Here is a 21,769-nt window from a genome sequence, read left to right as displayed (position 1 = left end):
AATAGCCAATGAAGTGAGTCGCAAGCATGACGACAGATGTTAGCAGCATGAGGCCGTTTTCGCTTCTCTCATAGTCTGGAAAGGTACGCTAATGCATTTTGTTGCTTGCCAGTTCGCGCTACACTGTGAAGATCATTTATCTGGTTTCAGGAAACACCATGCACTGCCCATTCTGCTCCACTGTGGATACTAAAGTGATCGATTCCCGCCTGGTCAGCGAGGGCTCTTCGGTGCGCCGCCGCCGCCAGTGTCTGGTCTGCCATGAGCGCTTTACCACCTTCGAAGTGGCTGAGTTGGTGATGCCACGCGTGGTGAAAAGCAACGATGTGCGTGAGCCGTTCAACGAAGACAAACTCAGTAGCGGTTTAATGAAAGCCCTGGAGAAACGTCCGGTCAGCGCCGATGCTATCGAAGGGGCGGTTAACCACATCAAGACCCAATTGCGCTCCACCGGCGAGCGTGAAGTACCGAGCAAGTTGATTGGTAATCTGGTAATGGATGAACTGAAAAAGCTTGATAAGGTCGCCTATATTCGTTTCGCTTCCGTATACCGCAGTTTCGAAGATATTCGCGAATTCGGGGAAGAGATCGCCCGCTTACAGGACTAAAGCATGGATCAACATTACATGGCGCGCGCGCTGGAACTGGCGCGGCGCGGTCGCTTTACAACGACACCTAACCCTAATGTCGGCTGCGTGATTGTCCGCGAGGGGGAAGTGGTGGGTGAAGGCTGGCACCACCGTGCGGGGGAACCGCACGCGGAAGTGCATGCATTGCGTATGGCCGGTGAAAAAGCGCGTGGCGCGACAGCGTATGTGACGCTGGAACCTTGTAGCCATCATGGTCGAACGCCACCATGTTGTGACGCACTGATTGCTGCTGGCGTCAGCCGTGTGGTTGCGGCGATGCAGGACCCCAATCCGCAGGTCGCGGGGCGTGGTTTGTATCGTTTGCAGCAGGCAGGTATCGAAGTCAGCCACAGCCTGATGGCAGCCGAAGCGGAAGCCCTGAATCGTGGCTTCCTGAAACGTATGCGTACCGGTTTTCCCTGGGTTCAGCTCAAACTGGGGGCCTCTCTGGATGGTCGTACCGCGTTAGCCAACGGCGAAAGTCAGTGGATCACCTCACCGCAGGCACGCCAGGATGTGCAACGTTTGCGCGCGGCAAGTTCAGCTATTCTTTCTACCAGTGCCACGGTGCTGGCAGACGACCCTTCACTCACCGTCCGTTGGGAAGAGCTAGATGAACCGACGCGCGAATTGCTGAGTCAGGATGCCTTGCGTCAACCCGTCCGTGTGATTGTGGATAGCCAGAACCGTGTGACACCGCAGCATCGCTTAATTGCACAGCCGGGGGAAACCTGGCTGATGCGATCACAGCCCGATAACCAACTCTGGCCGGACAGCGTCAGCCAGATAGCGGTCCCATTGCGTGAGTCCCAGCTGGATTTAGTCGCGATGTTGATGCTGCTGGGCAAGCAGCAAATTAACAGCGTCTGGGTTGAGGCGGGCGCAACGTTTGCCGGTGCGCTGTTGCAGGCCGGGGTGGTTGACGAGTTGATTGTTTATCTGGCACCGAAATTATTAGGTGATGAGGCGCGCGGGCTGTGTGCGTTGCCTGGGTTGAGCCAACTGATTGATGCACCTCAGTTTACCTTCAGTGATATTCGGCAGGTTGGGCCAGATCTCCGCCTGACGTTGACCCCTCGCTGAGTCAGGTCGGAAAAGCGAGAGCAAGCCGCCTTAGACTATGATAGAATCCGCCCCCCTGCGGGGGCTATAAACTACACCCAAAGGATATGTATGAACGTTATCGAAGCTGCTGTTGCCACGCCTGAGGCAAAAATTGCCATTGTTATCGCGCGTTTTAACAACTTCATTAATGACAGCCTGCTGTCTGGTGCCGTTGACGCCCTGAAGCGTATTGGCCAGGTGAAAGATAAAAATATCACTGTGGTCTGGGTACCAGGCGCTTATGAATTGCCACTGGCCGCGCGTGCGCTGGCCAAAGCCGGTAACCATGACGCTATCGTGGCGCTGGGTACCGTGATTCGTGGCGGCACTGCACACTTTGAATATGTGGCAGGTGAAGCCAGCTCTGGGATTGCCAATGTTGCCATGACCAGTGAAATCCCAGTGACCTTTGGTGTTCTGACCACTGAAAACATCGAGCAGGCAATTGAACGCGCTGGTACTAAAGCGGGTAACAAAGGTGCCGAAGCGGCTCTGACCGCTCTCGAAATGATTAACGTATTGAAAGCTATCAAAGCCTGATTTTAGTAAGGGGAATTTTGTGAAACCTGCTGCTCGTCGTCGCGCCCGTGAGTGCGCTGTCCAGGCACTCTACTCCTGGCAGTTGTCGAAAAACGACATTGCTGATGTGGAATACCAGTTTCTGGCGGAACAAGACGTCAAAGACGTTGATATTAGCTATTTCCGCGAACTGCTGGCCGGTGTGGCGACCAATAGTGCATACCTGGATGGGCTGATGAAGCCATATCTGTCGCGCCAGTTGGAAGAACTGGGTCAGGTTGAAAAAGCCATCCTGCGTATTTCGCTCTATGAGTTGAGCAAGCGCGATGATGTGCCTTATAAAGTGGCCATCAATGAAGGTATTGAGCTGGCGAAAGTCTTCGGTGCTGAAGACAGCCACAAATTTGTCAACGGTGTGCTGGATAAAGCCGCTCCGCAAATTAGACCCCACAAAAAATAATGTAAGAGGCCGGTAATCCCGGCCTTTTTTTATCTGGATTTTATTATGGCCTGTGGCGAATTCGAACTCATTGCACGTTACTTCAACCGCGTCACCAGTTCCCGCCGCGATGTGGAGAAGGGCATTGGTGATGACTGCGCACTGCTGAACCTGCCTGAAAAACAGACGTTGGCAATCAGCACTGATACGTTGGTCGAAGGGGTGCATTTCTTACGAGATATCCATCCAGCTGATTTAGGCTATAAAGCTCTGGCAGTGAACCTCAGCGATCTGGCCGCGATGGGGGCCGATCCTGCGTGGTTAACGCTGGCGCTGACGTTACCCGAAGTCGATGAGAGCTGGTTGCAGGCATTCAGTGACAGCCTGTTTGAGCTACTGAATTACTACAATATGCAGCTGATTGGCGGTGATACCACGCGTGGTCCGTTGAGCATGACGCTCGGCATTCACGGCATGGTGCCAGTCGGTAAAGCGTTACGGCGCAGCGGTGCACGTCCAGGCGACTGGATCTATGTCACCGGAACATTAGGCGATAGCGCTGCCGGTTTGGCACTGTTACAGCATCATCAGCGCATTGCCGATCCTGCGGTGCATGAAGCGCTGATTAAACGCCACCTGCGGCCGATGCCGCGCATTCTGCAAGGTCAGGCTTTACGCGCTCTGGCGAGTTCCGCGATTGATATCTCTGATGGCCTGATTTCCGATCTGGGGCATGTGCTGCAGGCAAGTCGCTGTGGCGCCAGGGTCAATCTGGAGGCGCTGCCGCTTTCTGCTGTACTGCGCGATCATTTTGAGCATGAGCAAGTGATGCGCTGGGCGCTGAGCGGCGGTGAAGACTATGAGCTGTGCTTCACCGTACCGGAAGTGAATCGTGGGGCGCTGGACGTTGCATTAGGGCATCTGGGTGTCCCTTACACCTGCGTAGGGCAAATTCTGCCCGAGGCTGACGGGTTTACCCTGCTGGAAAATGGCAAGCCAGCCAGTGCCAGTTTTCAGGGATATGATCACTTCGTGAAGAAGTAAGTTTTAGCAAAAGTGCGGTTGCCAGAAGGCGGTGTAGTGGGTGAGCTGTCGCACTGTCTTAAAATCTACACCCTCACCCCAACCCTCTCCCGCCTGCGGGAGAGGGTGCAAGTCCTCAGCATAATAGGGATTAGAGGTTATTACTCAAATCCCACCACGGGATGCGGCTGATAGGCCGACTCCAGCTCAGCAATCTCAATTGAACTGAGTTGCACATCAACAGCCTGCACCAGATCGTTCAACTGCTCCGCGCGTGAAGCACCAATTATCGGTGCGGTGATAGCCGGTTTGTGCAGCATCCAGGCCAGAGCAACTTGTGCGCGGGAAATGCCTTTATCTTCCGCGATACGGGCCACGCGCTGGGCGATTGCAGCATCGTTCTCTTCAGTGGCGCTATACAGCGTTTTGCCATATTCATCTGAAGCCGTACGTGCAGTGGCTTCTCCCCAGGGGCGCGTCAGGCGGCCACGGGCCAGTGGGCTCCATGGCAGCACCGCAATCCCTTCGGCCTGACACAGTGGGTGCATCTCACGCTCTTCTTCGCGTTGAATCAGATTGTACTGGTCCTGCATACTGACAAACGCGTGCCAGCCTTGATGCTGCTGGGTGTAGAGTGCCTTAGCAAACTGCCAGGCATGCATGGAAGAAGCACCGAGATAGCGGACTTTACCGGCCTGCACAACATCATGCAGTGCTTCCAGCGTCTCCTCTAGCGGCGTTTCATAATCCCAGCGGTGGATCTGCAACAGATCGATATAGTCGGTGCCGAGGCGGCGCAGGCTATCATCGACGGATTGCAGAATATTCTTGCGCGATAACCCTTGGGTGAGATTACTCAGTGAGAAGAACACTTTGGTGGCAATCACCACCTCTTCACGCCGGGCAAAATCCTTCAGCGCCCGGCCCACGATCTCCTCACTGCTGCCATCGGAGTAGCTGTTGGCGGTATCAAAAAAGTTGATGCCAGCATCCAGCGCCTGCTTAATCAACGGGCGGCTGCTCTCTTCGGGCAGTGTCCAGGCGTGACGTCCACGTTCTGGTTCGCCGAAAGTCATACAGCCAAGAGTCAGGCGCGATACCTGGAGATCGGTTTGGCCTAATTGAATGGTTTTCATCGTTGCTTCCTGCGTTATCCTGAAAAAGGTGCAGTAAGCATAGCAGGCGGATACCCCCACGAAGGGAGTATCCGTGCGGAAGGGATTACTGGCTCAGCCAGTGTGCGATCTGCTGTTCGATACCCACGGCATCTAACTGATAATCATGACGCACTTCTTCCTGCGTACCCTGCGGAATAAACACATCCGGCAGGCCGAGGTTCAGCACTGGCACAGCCAAACGCTTTGCCATTACAAACTCATTTACGCCGCTGCCTGCACCACCTTTGATCGCCCCTTCTTCAAGGGTAATCAACGCTTCATGGCTGCCAGCCAGCTCGGTAATCAATGCTTCATCCAGTGGCTTAACAAAGCGCATGTCCACCAGCGTGGCATTGAGTTTCTCTGCTACGGCTGCGGCTTCTGGCAGCAGTGTGCCAAAGTTAAGGATCGCCAGCTTCTCGCCTTTACGGCGCACAATCCCTTTACCCAGTGGCAGGCTTGCCAGCGGCTCAAGCGTGGCACCTGTCCCCGTGCCGCGCGGATAACGCACGGAACTTGGACCTTCCTGATAATGGTAGCCGGTATACAACATCTGACGGCACTCATTTTCATCGCTCGGGGTCATGATCACCATGTCCGGGATACAGCGCAGGAAGGCGATATCAAATGCGCCCTGATGCGTCTGCCCGTCGGCCCCGACGATGCCACCACGGTCAATGGCGAACAGCACGGGTAGCTTCTGGATCGCCACATCGTGAATCAGCTGGTCGTAGGCACGTTGCAGGAAAGTCGAGTAGATCGCCACAACAGGCTTATAGCCGCCAATCGCCATACCGGCGGCAAAGGTCACCGCATGCTGCTCGGCAATCGCCACATCAAAGTACTGTTTTGGGTACTGACGGGAAAACGCCACCATACCGGAACCTTCACGCATTGCCGGGGTGATCGCCATTAAACGGCTGTCATCTTTGGCAATTTCACACAGCCAGTTGCCGAAAATTTTGGAGTAGCTCGGCAAACCTTCTGCGCTTTTTGGCAGAGAGCCACTGGCCGGGTCAAACTTCGGTACGGCGTGCCAGGTGATGGGGTCTTGCTCGGCAGGGGCGTAGCCTTTGCCCTTTTTGGTCATAATGTGCAGGAACTGCGGCCCTTTCAGGTTACGCATATTGCCTAACGTCTGCACCAGCGCCAGCACATCATGGCCGTCTACCGGGCCAATATAGTTAAAGCCCAGCTCTTCAAACAGCGTACCGGGAACCACCATGCCTTTAAGATGTTCTTCCGTGCGCCGTACCAGCTCTTTAATGGGGGGCAGGCCGGTCAAGACACGCTTGCCGCCTTCACGCAGGCGTGCATAGGTCTTACCGGAAAGAATTTGTGCCAGGCGGTTGTTCAGCGCACCTACGTTCTCTGAGATCGACATTTCGTTGTCGTTCAGGATAACCAGCATATCGGGCTTGATATCCCCGGCGTGGTTCATCGCTTCAAAGGCCATACCGGCAGTGATCGCGCCATCGCCAATGATACAGGCCGTGCGGCGGCCTTTACCTTCGCGCTCGGCGGCGGCGGCCATGCCCAGACCGGCACTGATGGAGGTAGAGGAGTGCCCCACGCTTAATACGTCGAACTCACTCTCTTCACGCCATGGGAATGGGTGCACGCCATTTTTCTGTCGAATGGTGCCGATGCGATCGCGACGGCCGGTCAAAATCTTGTGGGGATAGGCCTGATGGCCAACGTCCCACACCAGATGATCAAAAGGTGTGTTGTACACATAATGCAGTGCGACTGTCAGTTCGACGACGCCCAGACCCGAGGCAAAATGGCCGCTGGAACGACTTACGCTATCCAGCAGGTACTGGCGCAGTTCATCACACAGCGCGGGAAGCTTCTCTTTTGGCAGCAAACGTAATTCTTGTACCGTGCCTGCCAGCGCCAGTGTCGGGTATTTAGCAATATCAAAACTCATCAGAGACTCATTATGGAAGTTATTTGTCGCGTTCAATTATGAAACTGGCTAGCGCCCGTAGCGCTGAGGTATCCAGTGACTGCTCAGCCAGTGCATCCAGGGCACTTAGCGCTTCCTGACAGAGATCCCAGGCTTTCTGCCGGGCATTATCTAACCCGAGCAGTGCAGGGTAGGTGCTCTTACCTAAGGCCTGGTCGGCACCCTGCGTTTTCCCCAGGGTGGCGGTATCACCGACCACGTCAAGGATGTCATCTTGTACCTGGAATGCCAGGCCAATAGCGGCGGCATAAGTATCGAGCAGAGGCAGCGCCTGTTGGCCACGCTCTCCGGCGGCCAGTGCACCAAGACGAACGGCAGAACGAATTAATGCACCTGTCTTATGGCGATGGATCTGCTCCAGTTGCGCCAGGTCAACGTTTTTGCCTTCCGCGGCCAGGTCCAACGCCTGGCCACCACACATGCCGGCCACGCCGCTGGCGCGGGCTAACTCAGAAACCATCGCCAGCCGTGCCTGAAGGCTCACGCGCGGCATCTCGCTATCTGCCAGTATAGAAAATGCCAGCGTTTGCAGGGCGTCACCTGCGAGAATCGCGGTATCTTCACCATATTTTATATGGCAAGTTGGCTGACCACGACGCAGAGCATCGTTGTCCATGGCGGGCAGATCATCGTGGATCAGGGAGTAGGCGTGGATACACTCCACAGCCGCTGCAGGGGCATCCAGCGCGGTGGCATCGGCTTGCAGCATCTCTCCGGTGGCGTACACCAGAAACGGACGTAAGCGTTTACCTCCTAATAATGCCCCATATTCCATGGCATTCACCAGAGGAGAACTCTGAAATGGCAGTGGCGCTAAAAACTGGGTCAGGGCGTGATTAACGCGATCGTGACAGGCGCTAAGCCGTTGAGCAAAATCCATTAGTCATTTTCCGGCATGAAAGGGGCAAGGTAGGCGTCTTTGTCATCACTCAGCAGGATGCGGACGCGCTGTTCTGCCTGTTGTAGCGTTTGTTGGCCGCTGCGCGCCAGTTGTACACCGCGCTCGAATTCATTCAACGCCTCTTCCAGCGGGAGCTCTCCGCTCTCCAGTCGGCTGACAATCTGTTCCAGCTGCTGCAAAGAGGTCTCGAAACTGGCGGGCTGTTCGGCTTTTTTAGGCATATTTTGTGTCAACTCACAGAGTTAGTCATCGTCTGATCAACGGTCATGGTAGCCGAGTCAGATTGATTAGCAAAATGTTCAATGTGAATCAGCTTGCAGAAGCAGTCAGGAGACAAAGGTGGTATACTTCGCGCCCTGGTCGCGGAGGTGCAGTTGATCCCGCGAATTCTCTGATTTTACTCGCTAACAGCGAAAGCTTTTAGCACTATTTTGCTCAATGAACCTGTGCCGCCATGAAGTTTATCATTAAATTATTTCCTGAAATCACCATCAAAAGTCAGTCGGTGCGTCTGCGCTTTATCAAAATGCTTAGCGGAAACATTCGCAATGTACTCAAGACGATCACGGAAGAGATGGCCGTGGTGCGCCACTGGGATCACATTGAAGTCCGTGCAAAAGATGAAAGCCTGCGTGAAGTTATCACCGGTGAACTGACCCGTATTCCGGGTATCCATCACGTATTGGCGGTGGAAGACCGCCCGTATAACGACATCCATGACATCTTTGAACAGACGCTGGCGCTTTACCGCGACGGGCTGGAGAACAAAAGTTTCTGCGTCCGCGTTAAGCGTCGTGGTCAGCACAGCTTTAGCTCACAGGATGTTGAGCGCTACGTGGGTGGGGGTCTGAATCAACACATTGCCAGCGCACGCGTACAGCTCACCAAACCGGATGTGACCGTCAATCTCGAAATTGAGAATGACCGCGTGCTGTTAATCACTGGCCGTTACGAAGGTCTGGGTGGTTTCCCAATCGGTAGCCAGGAAGATGTGCTGTCGCTGATTTCTGGCGGCTTTGACTCCGGCGTCTCCAGCTATATGTTGCTGCGCCGTGGCTGCCGCGTTCACTACTGCTTCTTTAACCTTGGCGGTGCCGCGCATGAAATTGGTGTTCGTCAGGTGGCTCACTATCTGTGGCAGCGTTTTGGCCGCTCACACCGTGTGCGTTTCGTTGCGATCAACTTCGAGCCGGTAGTAGGCGAGATCCTCGAAAAAGTGGATGACGGCCAGATGGGCGTGGTGCTGAAGCGTATGATGGTACGCGCGGCATCAACGATTGCAGAACGCTATGGCGTGCAGGCGCTGGTGACGGGTGAAGCACTCGGCCAGGTATCAAGCCAGACGCTGACCAACCTGCGCCTGATCGACAACGCCTCAGATACGCTGATTCTGCGTCCGCTTATCTCCCATGATAAAGAGCACATCATCAATCTGGCGCGCCACATCGGCACCGAAGACTTTGCCAAAACCATGCCGGAATACTGTGGCGTTATCTCCAAAAGCCCAACGGTAAAAGCGGTGAAGGCGAAGATCGAAGCGGAAGAGGCGAACTTTGATTTCAGTATTCTGGAGCGCGTGATCGCAGAAGCCAGCAATATGGATATCCGCGAAATTGCACAGCAGGCGCGCGAAGAAGTTCCCGAAGTCGAAACCGTGGCATCGTTCAGTGAAAATGACGTGGTGCTGGATATTCGCTCTATCGATGAGCAGGAAGCCAAACCGTTGGTGCTGGAAGGCGCTGAGGTGAAAAGTTTGCCGTTCTACAAACTCAGCACCCAGTTTGCTGACCTCGATCAGAGCAAAACCTGGCTGCTGTACTGCGACCGTGGTGTGATGAGTCGCTTGCAGGCGCTCTACCTGCATGAGCAGGGCCATGCCAACGTTAAAATCTATCGCCCATAAGCATCAGGCCCCGTAAAAACGGGGCCTTTTTCATTACGGGTTATACCGGCTCATCGTCGTAGTTGTAGATACCAGCAGCAACCACCAACTGGGCCGCAACGGCTCGGGCCGTCTCTTTATTCACCAGCAGATCAATCAGCTTCAGCGCAAAATCGATAGAAGTCCCGACGCCCTGGCTGGTCAACAGATTGACCCTTGGGTCCCAGGCGACACGGCGATCGACCCAGTGCTTATCAGGGATGGTGTCACGGCGGCTGGGATGACCGGTCATGTTGCCTACCGGGAACAGATCGTGCGGGATCAGCACTGTGCCGGGTGCCGCGCAAATCGCCGCGACAATACGGCCAGAGACATGAAACTGACGTACGGTTTCTATCAGCAGAGGGCTATCACGGAAGGTTTCCGCGCCGGGCAAGCCGCCGGGCAACACAATCGCCGCAAAGTCGTTATCTGCCACTTCAACCAGTGGCGCATCTGCCAGCAGTTTCACGCCGCGTGAGCCGCGAATTTCACGGCTGCCATCGCCCTCTACGCTAGCGGTGACAACGTGCAAACCCGCACGCACCAGCAGATCGATAGTGGTGACCGCTTCCGTCTCCTCACTGCCATGAGCCAGGCAAACCAGTACCGAAGCTTTCGCGATCATAATCAGACTCCTTGCGTTTAATCAGTTCGTACAGTCGGTTATTTTCCGCCACGCTGAAACCGTGTTTACGTGCTTTGCGCACCAGAAAACCATTAATGTAATCAATTTCAGTTAAGCGCTGTGCGCGCACGTCCTGCAGCATAGACGAGACGTTGGCCGCTGTGCTGGCAATCACGTCATAGACGATGTCCTGTAAAGCGCCACTGCTGGTATGCAGCCCTTCACGCTCCATAACCAGCGCCACTTCATCACACAGCAGCGTGATTTGCGCATGTTTATCATGCAGTTCGCCGTTGCTACAGTTGTACTCCACGCTCAGCGGGTTGATAACGCAGTTAACCGCCAGCTTACGCCAGCAGGCGGCCGCGATGTTATCGTGCCATGCCACATCAGGCAGGGCCTGGTGGAGCACATCCGCGAGGTCACTGTGCGCCATACTGGCGCGGTTGCCAGGGCCAATATGGGTAATGCCATTGGCGATGTGGCGCACATAGCCCTCTTCGCGTAGTGCTGCATGGGTGGTGATCCCCCGCACTAACGGCTGTGGCAGCCCTTTTAGCTCTTCCATGGTCCCCATACCGTTATGCAGCAGCAGCACCGGACACTCGGCAGGCAACAGGGCCTGCAGGTTTTTTACTGCCTGGGAAACCTGGGGGGCTTTCAGCGTGACTAAGAGCAATTGGCTTTGTGAAAGAAACAGCGGGTCATTAGCAATAAATGTGCTCTCGCTGCGGTTACCTTCAGTATCAATCACCTTTACTGAACAGTAAGGCTGAGGTACGCGTAACCAGCCCTGTACTTCATGGCCCTGGCGGGCCAGAGCGGCGAGCCAAACCTGGCCAATGGCACCGCAGCCTAATACGGTAATCTTCATTTTGCCTCCCGCTGGCGGTTTCTGGTGTTAACGCCCTGTCTACACAGTATAGCTTTCAGCGTTATGCGATTTTATTTACTGGCACAAGACGCGTATTATGCCTGTCACTTTAGCGTCAGGAGAAGAAAAGATGCCATCTTTCGATATCGTTTCAGAAGTCGAGTTGCCAGAAGTACGGAATGCAGTCGAGAATGCCAACCGTGAACTCTCTACTCGTTTCGACTTCCGTAACGTGAGCGCCAGCATTGAGCTCAACGAAAAGAATGAAACTATCAAAATCACCAGCGAGTCTGATTTCCAGGTGAAACAGATCGTGGATATTTTGCGAGAAAAGCTGCTGAAACGCGGCATTGAAGGGGCGGCGATTGAAGTCCCGGAACAGATTGAACACAGCGGCAAAAGCTGGTCTTTGGAAGCAAAGCTGAAAAAAGGCATTGAAAGCGATGTTGCCAAAAAGCTGGTTAAGCTGATCAAAGACAGCAAGCTGAAGGTGCAGACCCAGATTCAGGGTGAAGAACTGCGCGTTACCGGAAAATCACGTGATGACCTGCAAGGCGCTATGGCGCTGGTACGTGGTGGTAACCTGGGACAGCCGTTCCAGTTCAAAAACTTCCGCGATTAATCCTGCTTTTCCCGCGCAGCCCGCCGATAGAGCGTGCTGCGTGCTACTCCCAACGCCTGCGCCGCTTTACTGATGTTACCGTCAAAGCGGTGCAGCGTTTCTGCAATCAGCTTCTCATCATGTTGTTGTAACATCACCGGCGCTTCTGTTTCTGGAGGACGGTAGTCGTGAGGCAGATTATCTTGTCCAAGCACTTCGCCATCATCCGCTAAGGCCAGCAGCACTTTTAACAAGCTGCGGAGCTGGCGGACGTTGCCTGGCCATGGCAATTGCGCCAAAGACTGCAACAGCTCTGGCCGCAGTTGGACATTGCGCGTATCACCACCCAGTTCTTGCCACAACCGGCGAATAAAGTCCGGTAATGCAGGCCAGTCACGCAGGGGGGGAATAGCGAAAGAGAACTCCTGTAAACGGTAGAGTAAATCTTCACGGAATGCCCCTTCAGCCACGCGCTGTGCCAGGTTGCGGTGCGTTGCGCTGATCACGGCAAAATTCACCGGCCAGCTCCGGCTGGAGCCGAGCGGAGCGACCTCTTTTTCCTGCAACACGCGCAGCAGGCGCGTCTGGAGTGCCAGTGGCATATCGCCAATTTCATCCAGGAACAGCACACCGCCATCCGCCTCACGAATTTTACCGATATAGCCATTTTTACTGGCCCCGGTAAACGCCCCCGCCTGATAGCCAAACAGCTCGGATTCAATCAGGGATTCGGGAATAGCAGCGCAGTTGATGGCGACAAACTTACCCGTGTGCCAGCGGCTTTGCTGATGCAATGCCCGGCTGAGGTACTCTTTACCACAGCCAGTTTCACCCTGAATACAGAGAGAAACACCGGCGTTAAGCAGGCGCACCATTTTTTCGCCGTCACGCTGGAGAGAAAAGGGCAGGCTATGGTCGCTGCCGCTGCTGACGGCATGGTGTACTCTGGCAGGGGCACGCAGACGGAAATAGTACGCTTGTTGCTGGTGGGTGATCACCGGCAGCGGCAGGGAAGTCGCAAGCTGTTCCTGTAACGGGAACAGCTGATCAAAACGCAGCAGGCCAAATTGCTCCGCGCCCAATGCCAGTTCCCGCGTCGCTACGCGGTTTGCCGCCATGAGAATATTGTCTGAGAACACCAGCAGGAGCTCTTCACCGGTATCAATCCCCTGTGGCTGAACATGCAGGCTCATCAACCACTGTTGCGGGTGTAGGCTCTGCTTCACCCACAGGTATTCGATCTGCCGGGCCGCCTGTTGAATCCACCCCAACGTGTGCGGATGGGAAAAGTGTGCCGGGCCGGAAATATCCAGCACGCCGGCTATCTGGCCGTTGGGGGTTTGCAGCGGGATCGCAGCGCAGTAGAGGTTCTGATTACTGGTGAGGAAATGTTGATCGCCGGTGATTTCACAGCTGTCATCAATGGCTAAAGCCGTACCAATGGCATTGGTTCCACGGCCACATTCACTCCACAGGTTGCCCGGAGCCAACGCGAAACGCTGCGCTTTCTGCATGGCGTGCATGTCACCAAAAGTATTCAGCACCAGGCCGGTGGCATCGGAAAGAATCACAACAGATTGTTTATCTGCAATTTTTTGTGCGAGGGCGTTAACGATGGGCTGGGAAAACTGCTGCAAACCGGCATGGGTGGCGATCAAATCGGCCAGTTCACCCTGACGCACACGGGGAAAATCATCGGCATTGCGCTCTAATCCATACTGTTGACTGCGAAACCAGGAATCTGTCAGAACGGCATCAGCATCAATGTGTGTGGATGGAGTTCCCTGCATTTTGACCTCATACGCCAGCCCTGAATGTTGCGACATTGTAGCGTTGTGGTTTTTACAGTGTTGCGATTTGCAACACAGAAGCAGAAATTTCTTGCGGTTAATCCGACTGCTGCTCAATTAGATTTCATTAATACAATGATATTAAAAGCGATTTTTGACAGGTGTAAAAGTGGCACGCCATCTGCTTTAGGGAAACGGGGAGGATAATTTTAATCGCATTCAAATCTCCTCCTCTGCTCATCAGACCCTACACGAAGGAGTTAGCGATGCGTTATGCACATCCTGGAACGCCAGGTGCGCTGGTTTCATTTAAAGCGACCTACGGCAACTATATTGATGGCGAATTTAAAGAACCGCTCAGCGGTCAGTATTTTACTAACACCTCTCCGGTGAACGGCAGCGATATTGCCCAGTTCCCTCGTTCAGATGCACGAGATATTGAACTGGCGCTGGATGCCGCCCACCGAGCCGCTGATGCCTGGGGAAGGACCAGCGTACAGCATCGTTCAACGTTGCTGCTACAAATTGCCGACCGTATTGAAGCCAATCTTGAGTACCTGGCGGTGGCGGAAAGTTGGGATAACGGCAAACCCATTCGTGAAACCCTGAATGCCGATCTCCCTCTGGCAGCCGACCACTTCCGCTACTTTGCCGGTTGCCTGCGTGCGCAAGAGGGGAGTGCCGCTGAGATCGATCAGCACACTGTCGCCTATCACTTCCACGAGCCTTTAGGCGTCGTCGGGCAAATTATCCCATGGAATTTCCCGTTACTGATGGCCGCCTGGAAACTGGCTCCGGCACTGGCGGCGGGCAACTGCGTAGTCTTAAAGCCTGCTGAGCAGACGCCGCTGGGGATCACCTTACTGCTGGAGCTGATTGGCGATCTGCTGCCGCCAGGGGTGCTGAACGTGGTGCAAGGATTTGGTCGCGAAGCCGGTGAAGCGCTGGCAACCAGCAAACGCATCGCGAAAATTGCCTTCACCGGATCGACCCCGGTTGGCCGTCATATTATGGCCTGTGCCGCCGAGAATATTATTCCGTGTACCGTCGAGCTGGGCGGCAAATCGCCTAACATCTATTTTGCCGATGTACTTCAGGGCGAAGAGTCCTTTATTGAGAAGGCGGTTGAGGGGCTGGTGCTGGGCTTCTTTAATCAGGGGGAAGTCTGTACCTGTCCGTCACGCGCGCTGATTCATGAATCGATCTATGCGCCTTTTATGGAGCGAGTGTTGGCGAAAGTCGCCACGATTCGCCGTGGCGATCCGCTGGATACGGAAACCATGGTGGGTGCCCAGGCCTCACGCCAGCAATTCGATAAAATCTTGTCCTACATCAATATTGCCCGGCTGGAAGGGGGGCAAATTCTTACCGGTGGGGACAGAGCAACGCTCTCCGCCGAGCTGGATAGTGGTTTCTATATTCAACCGACCCTGATCAAAGGTGACAACGCGATGCGCTGTTTCCAGGAGGAGATTTTTGGGCCAGTGATTGGAATTACCACCTTTAAAGATGAAGCAGAAGCCCTGCGCATTGCTAACGAAACGCAGTTTGGTCTGGGGGCGGGTGTGTGGACGCGCGACACTAACCTCGCTTATCGCATGGGCCGTGGCATTAAAGCGGGTCGTGTCTGGACCAACTGTTATCACATCTACCCGGCGCATGCCGCGTTCGGGGGGTATAAACAATCTGGCGTAGGACGTGAAACGCACAAAATGGCGCTGAACGCCTATCAACAAACCAAGAATCTGCTGGTCAGTTACGACACGACTCCCCTGGGCCTGTTTTGAGCCTGCTGAATCCATTTATGAGGTGACAAGATGACAACGATGAAAGCCGCAGTGGTTAAAGCATTTGGTGAACCTTTAGTGATTGAACAAGTCCCGGTGCCGGAAGTAAAACCCGGCACTATTCTGGTCAAAATCGCCGCGACCGGCATCTGCCACACAGATTTACATGCCGCTGAAGGTGACTGGCCGGTGAAACCCACGCCACCCTTTATTCCCGGGCATGAAGGTGTTGGTGAGATTGTCAAAGTGGGTGAGGGGGTTAAACATCTTAAAGTTGGCGATCGTGTCGGGGTACCGTGGCTCTATTCGGCCTGTGGCCACTGTGAACACTGTCTGGATAGCTGGGAGACACTGTGCCATGACCAGCAAAATGCGGGCTATTCGGTAAACGGGAGCTTTGCAGAGTACTGTCTGGCCGATGCGAACTATGTTGGCATCCTGCCGGATAACATCAGCTATAACGAAATTGCCCCGATTCTCTGCGCGGGCGTCACCGTCTATAAAGGCCTGAAAATGACCGAGACGAAACCCGGTGACTGGGTGGTGATTTCGGGTATTGGTGGCTTGGGACACATGGCCGTTCAGTATGCAAAAGCCATGGGGCTGAACGTAGCCGCAGTAGATATTGATGACGAGAAGCTGGCCTTTGCTAAACGCCTGGGGGCTACCGTCACCGTCAATGCTAAAAATGAAGACCCCGAGAAGGTGTTCCAGGAAGCCTTTGGTGGCGCGCATGGTGTACTGGTGACGGCGGTGTCGCCGAAAGCATTCCAGCAGGCGATTGGTACGTTGCGCCGTGGTGGCACCATGGTCTTGAACGGATTGCCACCAGGCACGTTTGATCTGTCGATCTTCAATATGGTGCTGGATGGCATCACAGTGCGTGGCTCTATCGTCGGCACGCGGAAAGATTTACAAGAGGCGCTGGATTTTGCCGGTCAGCACAAGGTGAAAGCCAATATTGCGGTAGAACCGTTGGTGAATATCAACGATATCTTCGCCCGCATGCATGCTGGTAAAATTGAAGGGCGAATTGTGGTGGATATGGCACTGTAATCGCAGCAGAGTGCGCCTCAATGAGGCGCACTCTTTACCTGAACATCAGCAGGCTGCAATCATCGCTTCCAGGTTGCCACGGTTAGTGACTTTACTGTCGATTTTGATATAGGCACTTTTCTCTTCCGGCACGATAAACACCGAAGCAACGCCAGGCTGCGCTTTCAGACGCTGCTCGAGGTTTGGTACGGCCAACACGGCATCGCTCAGTACGATACGCAAGCTGCTAACGTAGGGCGGTTCTGCCATGGTGAAACTGACCACCAGCCACACGGCGGCAACCAGTGCGCCAACCAAAAACACTTCCGGTGCACCAAAGTGACCAAATAACCAGCCACCGAGGCTGCCACCAATTGCCACGCCAATAAACTGGCTGGTGGAATAAACGCCCATCGCGGTGCCTTTGTAGCCCGGAGGTGACTCCTTGCTGATCAGCGAAGGCAAAATCGCCTCCATCAGGTTAAACGCAAAGAAGAAGACCTGAACACCAATAACCAACGTCCAGAAGTGAGCGCCCGCCATCCACAGGATCACTTCTGCCAGCAGGATTAAAGCCACACAGGCGACAAACACGCGCTTCATTTTACGCTTCGCTTCAGCGTAAATGATAAATGGCACCACCGCGACAAAGGCGATCAGCATGGTGGCTAAATAGATTTTCCAGTGTTCGGCAGCGGGTAAACCTGCGTTTTCAAACTGACCCGGTAATGCGACAAAGCTCGACATCAATAAAATATGCAGGCACAAAATACCGAAGTTGAGTTTCAGCAGTTTAGGATTAGCCAGCACTTTACGAATGCTGCCCTTCACCATGCCTGATTCACGGTTCAATACATGATTCGGTGCATTTGGCACCACCAGCAAGGTGATGACAATCCCCAAAGTGGCAAGCATCGCAATCATCCAGAACAGGGCATGTAAGCCCAAGGCATGGGTAACAATCGGGCCGATAACCATCGCGATAGCGAAGGTCACACCAAAACTGATACCGATAAACGCCATGGCTTTGGTGCGGTTTTGCTCACGAGTCAGGTCTGATAGCAGCGCCATCACCGCGGCTGCAATGGCACCGGAACCTTGCAGGGCTCGGCCAAGAATAATGCCCCAGATGGAGACTGTGCAGGCGGCAATCACACTGCCCAGAACGAACATCAATAACCCGCCAACGATCAGCGGTTTTCGGCCAACCCGGTCAGAGATCAAACCAAAGGGGATTTGGAAAACTGCCTGTGCCAGGCCATAAATACCAATAGCCAGACCAATTAATGTCTCATTTGCGCCCTGGAGTGCCATACCGTAGGTTGTAAGCACAGGTAATACCATAAACATTCCCAGCATACGCAGGGAAAAAACCGTACCCAGACCCCATGTCGCACGACGTTCCGTGGGGGTCATTTTATTATCGTTCATTCCAACCTCTTATTATCGACTGCCACCATTTTAAGCAGTGGGGGAGGGCGGGTAAATTATTAGTTTTTAAGCAGTAGTAACAAAAAGAAAGGGCGCTTTAAGCGCCCTTCAGAGTCATGTTGCTGCGGTATTACCAGACGTAGGTCAGGAGGTCTTTCGAGGCAGGAGCCATGAAATCAACCGACATCATCACACTCAGCGCGGTGACTACGACAATGGAGAATACAAACAGTTTACGCGCCCAAACTTTGTCGTCTGAGGTTTTGTAACCTGAAAGTGCCATGCCCAACCACCAGACACTGACTGCTGCTGCTACGGCAAGGTATTTGTAACCCGCGTAACCGCCAAGAGAGAGCATGACGGTTGCGATCATAAACGCCAGAATGTAGAGCGTAATATGGTTTTTCGCGACCGAGATGCCTTTTACAACGGGCAGTACCGGAATGTTGGCTGCCTGGTAATCTTTAAAGCGGAAGATCGCAATCGCATAGGAGTGCGGCATCTGCCACAGGCTAAAGATCGCCAGCAAAATCAGTGCGCCAGCATCAAATTCGTTGGTGACAGCACAGTAGCCGATAACCGGCGGCGCAGCGCCAGAGAGGCTGCCAATCAGCGTACCGTAAACGGAATTACGCTTCATATACAGGCTGTAAACACCAACGTATACCACGAAGCCCATCACCGCTAGCCACATGGCCAGCGGGTTTGCGCCAACGTACAGCAATGCGAAGCCAGCAATACCTAACACAGTGGCATAAGCCAGGCTTACTTTCGCGGAGATGAGTCCTTTAACCAGCACTCGATTCCTGGTCCTCTCCATTTTCTTGTCGATATCACGGTCGATCACGTTGTTAAACACACAACCTGATGCTACGACCAGCGAAACGCCAACCAAAGCGGTGAGAAACAGGGCGTAATTAATGCTGCCTTTGGAGGCCAGCAAAAATCCGCCGATGACAGAAATTAAATTCCCGAAAATAATTCCTGGTTTAGTTACTTGCAGGTATTGCTTAATCATCACTTATGACTCTTTAGTGGGGCATCATGTTGTAGTTCAGGTTCCACATAATCCACAGTGAGCCGACCACGACAATCAGGATGATCAGTGCTGAGAACACAATGGCGACCATGTTCCAGCCACCCTCAGACTTGCTATCCAGATGCAGGAAGTACACCAGGTGAACCAGGACCTGAATGATGGCACAGGCAATAACTACGCCCAGGGTAGCACCGTGAGATGCGCCGCCATCCATTACCATCCAGAACGGAATACCGGTCAGGATGATAGAGAGGATGAAGCCGATCATGTAGGACTTCACGCTACCGTGTGATGCACCATGTTCGTTTGCAGTATGACTCATTACATAGTCCCCATCAGATAAACAACGGTGAATACGCAAATCCATACCACGTCCAGGAAGTGCCAGAACAGGCTCAGGCACATGATACGGGTACGGTTAGTCGGGGTCAGGCCACGTTTGGCAACCTGGAACATCAGTACTGCCATCCAGATCAGACCAGAAGTTACGTGCACACCGTGCGTACCAACCAGGGTAAAGAAGCCTGACAGGAAGCCACTACGGTTCGGGCCAAAGCCTTCTTCAATCAGGTGATGGAATTCATAGATTTCCATCCCGATGAAGCCGAGACCGAACAGGAAGGTCAACGCCAGCCAGCCGAGAACGGCGCCTTTGTTTTCCTTGTTCATGTTAATAACTGCAAAGCCATAGGTGATGGAGCTCAACAACAGCAGTGCTGTTTCGCCCAGTACGAACGGCAGTTCGAAGATATCTTTACCTGCCGGACCACCGGCAGTGCTGTTTACCATTACTGCATAGGTGGCAAACAGGGTGGCAAAGATAATGCAGTCACTCATCAGGTAGATCCAGAAGCCAAAGACTTTATTGGCTCCTGCATCGTGATGCCCATGCTCCGCATGGGCGTCGTGGTGTTTATTCACAGTTTGCGTCGACATTATTTCAGACCTGCTTTGCGGATTTCGTCAAAGTGCGCGTTTTCGATTTTCTCGACTTCGCTAACCTGTACGTAGTAGTCCACGTCTTCGTCAAAGCTCTTAACAACCCAGCTGACAATCACGCCCAGGAAGCAGACGATAGCCATCCACCAGATATGCCAGATCATCGCGAAACCGAATACCGTAGCGAATGCAGCAATGATGATGCCCGCGCCGCTGTTTTTCGGCATGTGGATCTCTTCGTAGTGCTCCGGCTGCTTATACGCTTCGCCTTTTTCCTTCATTTCCCAGAACGCATCGCGCTCGTGGATGTGAGGGATCTTAGCGAAGTTATAGAACGGAGGCGGAGAAGAGGTTGCCCACTCCAGTGTACGGCCACCCCATGGGTCACCGGTCACATCACGGTTCTGATCGCGATCGCGTACTGAAACATAGAACTGAATAACCTGACAGATGATACCGCAAGCCACCAGGCCCGCACCGCACGCTGCAACAACCAGCAGAGGGTGGAACTGAGGATCGATATCCTGGCTAATACGACGGGTCATACCCATGAAGCCCAGTGCGTACAGCGGCATAAAGGCAACGAAGAAGCCGATAATCCAGAACCAGAATGCTGCTTTACCCCAGAATTCGTTCAGCTTGAAGCCGAATGCTTTCGGGAACCAGTAGGTAACACCAGCCATACAACCGAACACCACACCACCGATAATAACGTTATGGAAGTGGGCAATCAGGAACAGACTGTTGTGCAGAATGAAGTCCGCACCTGGCACTGCCAGCAGAACACCGGTCATACCACCGATAGAGAAGGTGACCAGGAAGCCAACGGTCCACAGCATCGCAGAGTGCATTTCAACGCGACCCTGGTACATGGTGAACAGCCAGTTAAAGATTTTAACCCCGGTAGGAATGGCGATGATCATCGTCATGATACCGAAGAAGGCGTTCACGTTAGCGCCTGCACCCATGGTGAAGAAGTGGTGCAGCCAAACAACGAACGACAGTACGGTAATGGCGATGGTTGCCCATACCAGAGAGGTGTAACCGAACAGACGCTTTTTGGAGAAGGTTGCAGTAACTTCTGCAAACACACCAAATACTGGCAGAACCAGGATGTACACTTCCGGGTGACCCCATACCCAGATCAGGTTGACGTACATCATCATGTTGCCGCCAAGCTCTGAGGTAAAGAAGTGGAAATCAAGGTAACGGTCCAGCGTCAGCAGGGCCAGAGTTACGGTCAGTACCGGGAACGCTGCAATGATCAGTACGTTAGTACACAGTGCTGCCCAGGTGAATACCGGCATTTTGAACAGGTCCATGCCTGGTGCGCGCATCTTCAGAATGGTCACGAAGAAGTTCACACCGGTCAGGGTTGTCCCGATACCTGCTAACTGTAGACTCCATATCCAGTAGTCGACCCCGACCCCCGGGCTATATTCGGCACCTGATAGCGGCGGGTAAGCCAACCAACCAGTCTGTGCGAATTCACCAACACCCAGAGACAGGTTAACCAGTACCACACCGATAGCGGTAAACCAGAAGCTCAGGTTGTTCAGGAACGGGAAGGCAACGTCACGCGCACCGATTTGCAGCGGTACAGCGATGTTCATTAAGCCTACGACGAATGGCATCGCCACGAAGAAGATCATGATTACGCCGTGGGCGGTAAAGATCTGATCGTAGTGGTGCGGCGGGAGTATGCCGGCTTCACCGGCCGAAGCCATCACCTGTTGGGTACGCATCATTACTGCATCGGCAAAACCACGCAGCAGCATGACGAAAGCCATGATGCAGTACATGATACCCAGTTTTTTATGGTCGATGGAGGTTAGCCATTCAGACCACAGATATTGCCACTTACCAAAGTAGGTGATGGCTGCAATGAGCGCCAAACCACCTAAGATGATTCCTGCCACCGTAACCATGATAATCGGTTCGTGGTACGGAACTGCATCCAGTGTTAATTTTCCTAGCATCGTA

The 21,769-nt window shown here is 53.7% G+C and carries 21 protein-coding genes; 9 read left to right on the top strand and 12 right to left on the bottom strand.

What is annotated here, in order from left to right:
- The first annotated feature begins 158 nt into the window (after positions 1 to 158).
- The 5 genes from nrdR to thiL all read left to right on the top strand — a co-directional run bounded on the left by nrdR (position 159) and on the right by thiL (position 3,735).
- Positions 159 to 608 (top strand): transcriptional regulator NrdR, encoded by a 450-nt coding sequence (gene nrdR, locus F3J40_RS17660; protein WP_017347902.1) that lies wholly within the window; start codon positions 159 to 161, stop codon positions 606 to 608.
- 3 nt (positions 609 to 611) lie between these two features.
- The gene (gene ribD / locus F3J40_RS17655) at positions 612 to 1,712 is read left to right on the top strand and encodes a bifunctional diaminohydroxyphosphoribosylaminopyrimidine deaminase/5-amino-6-(5-phosphoribosylamino)uracil reductase RibD (protein ID WP_167016633.1); all 1,101 of its coding nucleotides are present in this window, start codon (positions 612 to 614) and stop codon (positions 1,710 to 1,712) included.
- 90 nt (positions 1,713 to 1,802) lie between these two features.
- Positions 1,803 to 2,273: a 6,7-dimethyl-8-ribityllumazine synthase gene (gene ribH / locus F3J40_RS17650; protein ID WP_167016630.1), complete on the top strand. Its 471-nt coding sequence runs from the start codon at positions 1,803 to 1,805 to the stop codon at positions 2,271 to 2,273.
- Between the two features lie 19 nt (positions 2,274 to 2,292).
- Entirely contained in the window at positions 2,293 to 2,712 is a 420-nt protein-coding gene (gene nusB / locus F3J40_RS17645; protein ID WP_017347899.1) for a transcription antitermination factor NusB, read from the top strand.
- Positions 2,713 to 2,757: 45 nt separating this feature from the next.
- The gene (gene thiL / locus F3J40_RS17640) at positions 2,758 to 3,735 is read left to right on the top strand and encodes a thiamine-phosphate kinase (RefSeq protein WP_167016628.1); all 978 of its coding nucleotides are present in this window, start codon (positions 2,758 to 2,760) and stop codon (positions 3,733 to 3,735) included.
- Between the two features lie 140 nt (positions 3,736 to 3,875).
- On the opposite strand, the gene F3J40_RS17635 is transcribed toward thiL, so the two are convergent.
- The 4 genes from F3J40_RS17635 to xseB form a co-directional block, all read right to left on the bottom strand.
- Positions 3,876 to 4,850, bottom strand: a complete 975-nt coding sequence (locus F3J40_RS17635; protein WP_167016626.1) for an aldo/keto reductase — start codon at positions 4,848 to 4,850, stop codon at positions 3,876 to 3,878.
- A gap of 85 nt (positions 4,851 to 4,935) precedes the next feature.
- Positions 4,936 to 6,801, bottom strand: coding sequence for a 1-deoxy-D-xylulose-5-phosphate synthase (dxs, locus tag F3J40_RS17630; protein ID WP_167016624.1), 1,866 nt, complete (start codon positions 6,799 to 6,801; stop codon positions 4,936 to 4,938).
- Between the two features lie 19 nt (positions 6,802 to 6,820).
- Positions 6,821 to 7,720 carry a (2E,6E)-farnesyl diphosphate synthase gene (ispA, locus tag F3J40_RS17625; RefSeq protein WP_017347895.1) on the bottom strand — a complete coding sequence of 300 codons (900 nt, stop codon included), beginning with the start codon at positions 7,718 to 7,720 and terminating at the stop codon, positions 6,821 to 6,823.
- Positions 7,720 to 7,962 carry an exodeoxyribonuclease VII small subunit gene (xseB, locus tag F3J40_RS17620; protein WP_167016622.1) on the bottom strand — a complete coding sequence of 81 codons (243 nt, stop codon included), beginning with the start codon at positions 7,960 to 7,962 and terminating at the stop codon, positions 7,720 to 7,722. The genes ispA and xseB overlap by 1 nt, the downstream gene beginning before the upstream one ends.
- 233 nt (positions 7,963 to 8,195) lie before the next feature.
- Here xseB and thiI point away from each other — a divergent pair, with 233 nt between their 5' ends.
- Complete coding sequence (gene thiI / locus F3J40_RS17615; RefSeq protein ID WP_017347893.1) at positions 8,196 to 9,644, top strand: tRNA uracil 4-sulfurtransferase ThiI; 1,449 nt, start codon at positions 8,196 to 8,198, stop codon at positions 9,642 to 9,644.
- A 40-nt stretch (positions 9,645 to 9,684) separates the two neighbouring features.
- Here thiI and yajL read toward each other — a convergent pair whose 3' ends face one another.
- Together yajL and panE are read right to left on the bottom strand one after the other, a co-directional pair.
- Positions 9,685 to 10,290 (bottom strand): protein deglycase YajL, encoded by a 606-nt coding sequence (gene yajL, locus F3J40_RS17610; RefSeq protein WP_167016620.1) that lies wholly within the window; start codon positions 10,288 to 10,290, stop codon positions 9,685 to 9,687.
- Positions 10,244 to 11,164 (bottom strand): 2-dehydropantoate 2-reductase, encoded by a 921-nt coding sequence (panE, locus tag F3J40_RS17605; protein ID WP_167016618.1) that lies wholly within the window; start codon positions 11,162 to 11,164, stop codon positions 10,244 to 10,246. Before panE ends, yajL begins: the two co-directional genes overlap by 47 nt.
- A gap of 130 nt (positions 11,165 to 11,294) precedes the next feature.
- Between panE and F3J40_RS17600 the strand changes: the two genes are divergently transcribed.
- Positions 11,295 to 11,786 (top strand): YajQ family cyclic di-GMP-binding protein, encoded by a 492-nt coding sequence (locus F3J40_RS17600; protein ID WP_017347890.1) that lies wholly within the window; start codon positions 11,295 to 11,297, stop codon positions 11,784 to 11,786.
- Here the strand turns inward: F3J40_RS17600 and F3J40_RS17595 are convergent.
- Positions 11,783 to 13,555 carry a sigma-54-dependent Fis family transcriptional regulator gene (locus F3J40_RS17595; RefSeq protein ID WP_167016616.1) on the bottom strand — a complete coding sequence of 591 codons (1,773 nt, stop codon included), beginning with the start codon at positions 13,553 to 13,555 and terminating at the stop codon, positions 11,783 to 11,785. The two genes, F3J40_RS17600 and F3J40_RS17595, sit on opposite strands and share 4 nt — an antisense overlap.
- A 266-nt stretch (positions 13,556 to 13,821) precedes the next feature.
- Here F3J40_RS17595 and exaC point away from each other — a divergent pair, with 266 nt between their 5' ends.
- Both exaC and adhP read left to right on the top strand, forming a co-directional pair.
- Positions 13,822 to 15,342 carry an acetaldehyde dehydrogenase ExaC gene (gene exaC, locus F3J40_RS17590; RefSeq protein WP_167016614.1) on the top strand — a complete coding sequence of 507 codons (1,521 nt, stop codon included), beginning with the start codon at positions 13,822 to 13,824 and terminating at the stop codon, positions 15,340 to 15,342.
- 30 nt (positions 15,343 to 15,372) lie between these two features.
- Entirely contained in the window at positions 15,373 to 16,398 is a 1,026-nt protein-coding gene (gene adhP / locus F3J40_RS17585) for an alcohol dehydrogenase AdhP (protein WP_017347887.1), read from the top strand.
- Positions 16,399 to 16,443: 45 nt separating this feature from the next.
- On the opposite strand, the gene F3J40_RS17580 is transcribed toward adhP, so the two are convergent.
- The 5 genes from F3J40_RS17580 to cyoB all read right to left on the bottom strand — a co-directional run bounded on the left by F3J40_RS17580 (position 16,444) and on the right by cyoB (position 21,765).
- Positions 16,444 to 17,808, bottom strand: a complete 1,365-nt coding sequence (locus F3J40_RS17580; RefSeq protein ID WP_167016612.1) for an MFS transporter — start codon at positions 17,806 to 17,808, stop codon at positions 16,444 to 16,446.
- A gap of 130 nt (positions 17,809 to 17,938) precedes the next feature.
- Complete coding sequence (cyoE, locus tag F3J40_RS17575; protein ID WP_167016610.1) at positions 17,939 to 18,826, bottom strand: heme o synthase; 888 nt, start codon at positions 18,824 to 18,826, stop codon at positions 17,939 to 17,941.
- Between the two features lie 13 nt (positions 18,827 to 18,839).
- A complete protein-coding gene (locus tag F3J40_RS17570; RefSeq protein WP_017347884.1) occupies positions 18,840 to 19,169 on the bottom strand; it encodes a cytochrome o ubiquinol oxidase subunit IV in 330 nt (109 codons plus the stop codon).
- A complete protein-coding gene (locus F3J40_RS17565) occupies positions 19,169 to 19,783 on the bottom strand; it encodes a cytochrome o ubiquinol oxidase subunit III (RefSeq protein WP_017347883.1) in 615 nt (204 codons plus the stop codon). The genes F3J40_RS17570 and F3J40_RS17565 overlap by 1 nt, the downstream gene beginning before the upstream one ends.
- Positions 19,783 to 21,765, bottom strand: coding sequence for a cytochrome o ubiquinol oxidase subunit I (cyoB, locus tag F3J40_RS17560; RefSeq protein ID WP_167016608.1), 1,983 nt, complete (start codon positions 21,763 to 21,765; stop codon positions 19,783 to 19,785). Before cyoB ends, F3J40_RS17565 begins: the two co-directional genes overlap by 1 nt.
- Between the last annotated feature and the right edge of the window lie 4 nt (positions 21,766 to 21,769).

The organism is Candidatus Pantoea multigeneris (assembly GCF_011752615.1).
Taxonomy (GTDB): Bacteria; Pseudomonadota; Gammaproteobacteria; order Enterobacterales; family Enterobacteriaceae; genus Pantoea; species Pantoea multigeneris.
This window is presented reverse-complemented; position numbering and strand designations above follow the sequence as displayed.

What these genes read in the sequence shown, in the direction of transcription:
- nrdR (WP_017347902.1), top strand. Translation starts at nt 159, where the DNA reads ATGCACTGCCCATTCTGCTCCACTGTGGATACTAAAGTGATCGATTCC.
- ribD (WP_167016633.1), top strand. Translation starts at nt 612, where the DNA reads ATGGATCAACATTACATGGCGCGCGCGCTGGAACTGGCGCGGCGCGGT.
- ribH (WP_167016630.1), top strand. Translation starts at nt 1,803, where the DNA reads ATGAACGTTATCGAAGCTGCTGTTGCCACGCCTGAGGCAAAAATTGCC.
- thiL (WP_167016628.1), top strand. Translation starts at nt 2,758, where the DNA reads ATGGCCTGTGGCGAATTCGAACTCATTGCACGTTACTTCAACCGCGTC.
- F3J40_RS17635 (WP_167016626.1), bottom strand. Translation starts at nt 4,850, where the DNA reads ATGAAAACCATTCAATTAGGCCAAACCGATCTCCAGGTATCGCGCCTG.
- dxs (WP_167016624.1), bottom strand. Translation starts at nt 6,801, where the DNA reads ATGAGTTTTGATATTGCTAAATACCCGACACTGGCGCTGGCAGGCACG.
- ispA (WP_017347895.1), bottom strand. Translation starts at nt 7,720, where the DNA reads ATGGATTTTGCTCAACGGCTTAGCGCCTGTCACGATCGCGTTAATCAC.
- xseB (WP_167016622.1), bottom strand. Translation starts at nt 7,962, where the DNA reads ATGCCTAAAAAAGCCGAACAGCCCGCCAGTTTCGAGACCTCTTTGCAG.
- thiI (WP_017347893.1), top strand. Translation starts at nt 8,196, where the DNA reads ATGAAGTTTATCATTAAATTATTTCCTGAAATCACCATCAAAAGTCAG.
- yajL (WP_167016620.1), bottom strand. Translation starts at nt 10,290, where the DNA reads ATGATCGCGAAAGCTTCGGTACTGGTTTGCCTGGCTCATGGCAGTGAG.
- panE (WP_167016618.1), bottom strand. Translation starts at nt 11,164, where the DNA reads ATGAAGATTACCGTATTAGGCTGCGGTGCCATTGGCCAGGTTTGGCTC.
- F3J40_RS17600 (WP_017347890.1), top strand. Translation starts at nt 11,295, where the DNA reads ATGCCATCTTTCGATATCGTTTCAGAAGTCGAGTTGCCAGAAGTACGG.
- F3J40_RS17595 (WP_167016616.1), bottom strand. Translation starts at nt 13,555, where the DNA reads ATGCAGGGAACTCCATCCACACACATTGATGCTGATGCCGTTCTGACA.
- exaC (WP_167016614.1), top strand. Translation starts at nt 13,822, where the DNA reads ATGCGTTATGCACATCCTGGAACGCCAGGTGCGCTGGTTTCATTTAAA.
- adhP (WP_017347887.1), top strand. Translation starts at nt 15,373, where the DNA reads ATGACAACGATGAAAGCCGCAGTGGTTAAAGCATTTGGTGAACCTTTA.
- F3J40_RS17580 (WP_167016612.1), bottom strand. Translation starts at nt 17,808, where the DNA reads ATGAACGATAATAAAATGACCCCCACGGAACGTCGTGCGACATGGGGT.
- cyoE (WP_167016610.1), bottom strand. Translation starts at nt 18,826, where the DNA reads ATGATTAAGCAATACCTGCAAGTAACTAAACCAGGAATTATTTTCGGG.
- F3J40_RS17570 (WP_017347884.1), bottom strand. Translation starts at nt 19,169, where the DNA reads ATGAGTCATACTGCAAACGAACATGGTGCATCACACGGTAGCGTGAAG.
- F3J40_RS17565 (WP_017347883.1), bottom strand. Translation starts at nt 19,783, where the DNA reads ATGTCGACGCAAACTGTGAATAAACACCACGACGCCCATGCGGAGCAT.
- cyoB (WP_167016608.1), bottom strand. Translation starts at nt 21,765, where the DNA reads ATGCTAGGAAAATTAACACTGGATGCAGTTCCGTACCACGAACCGATT.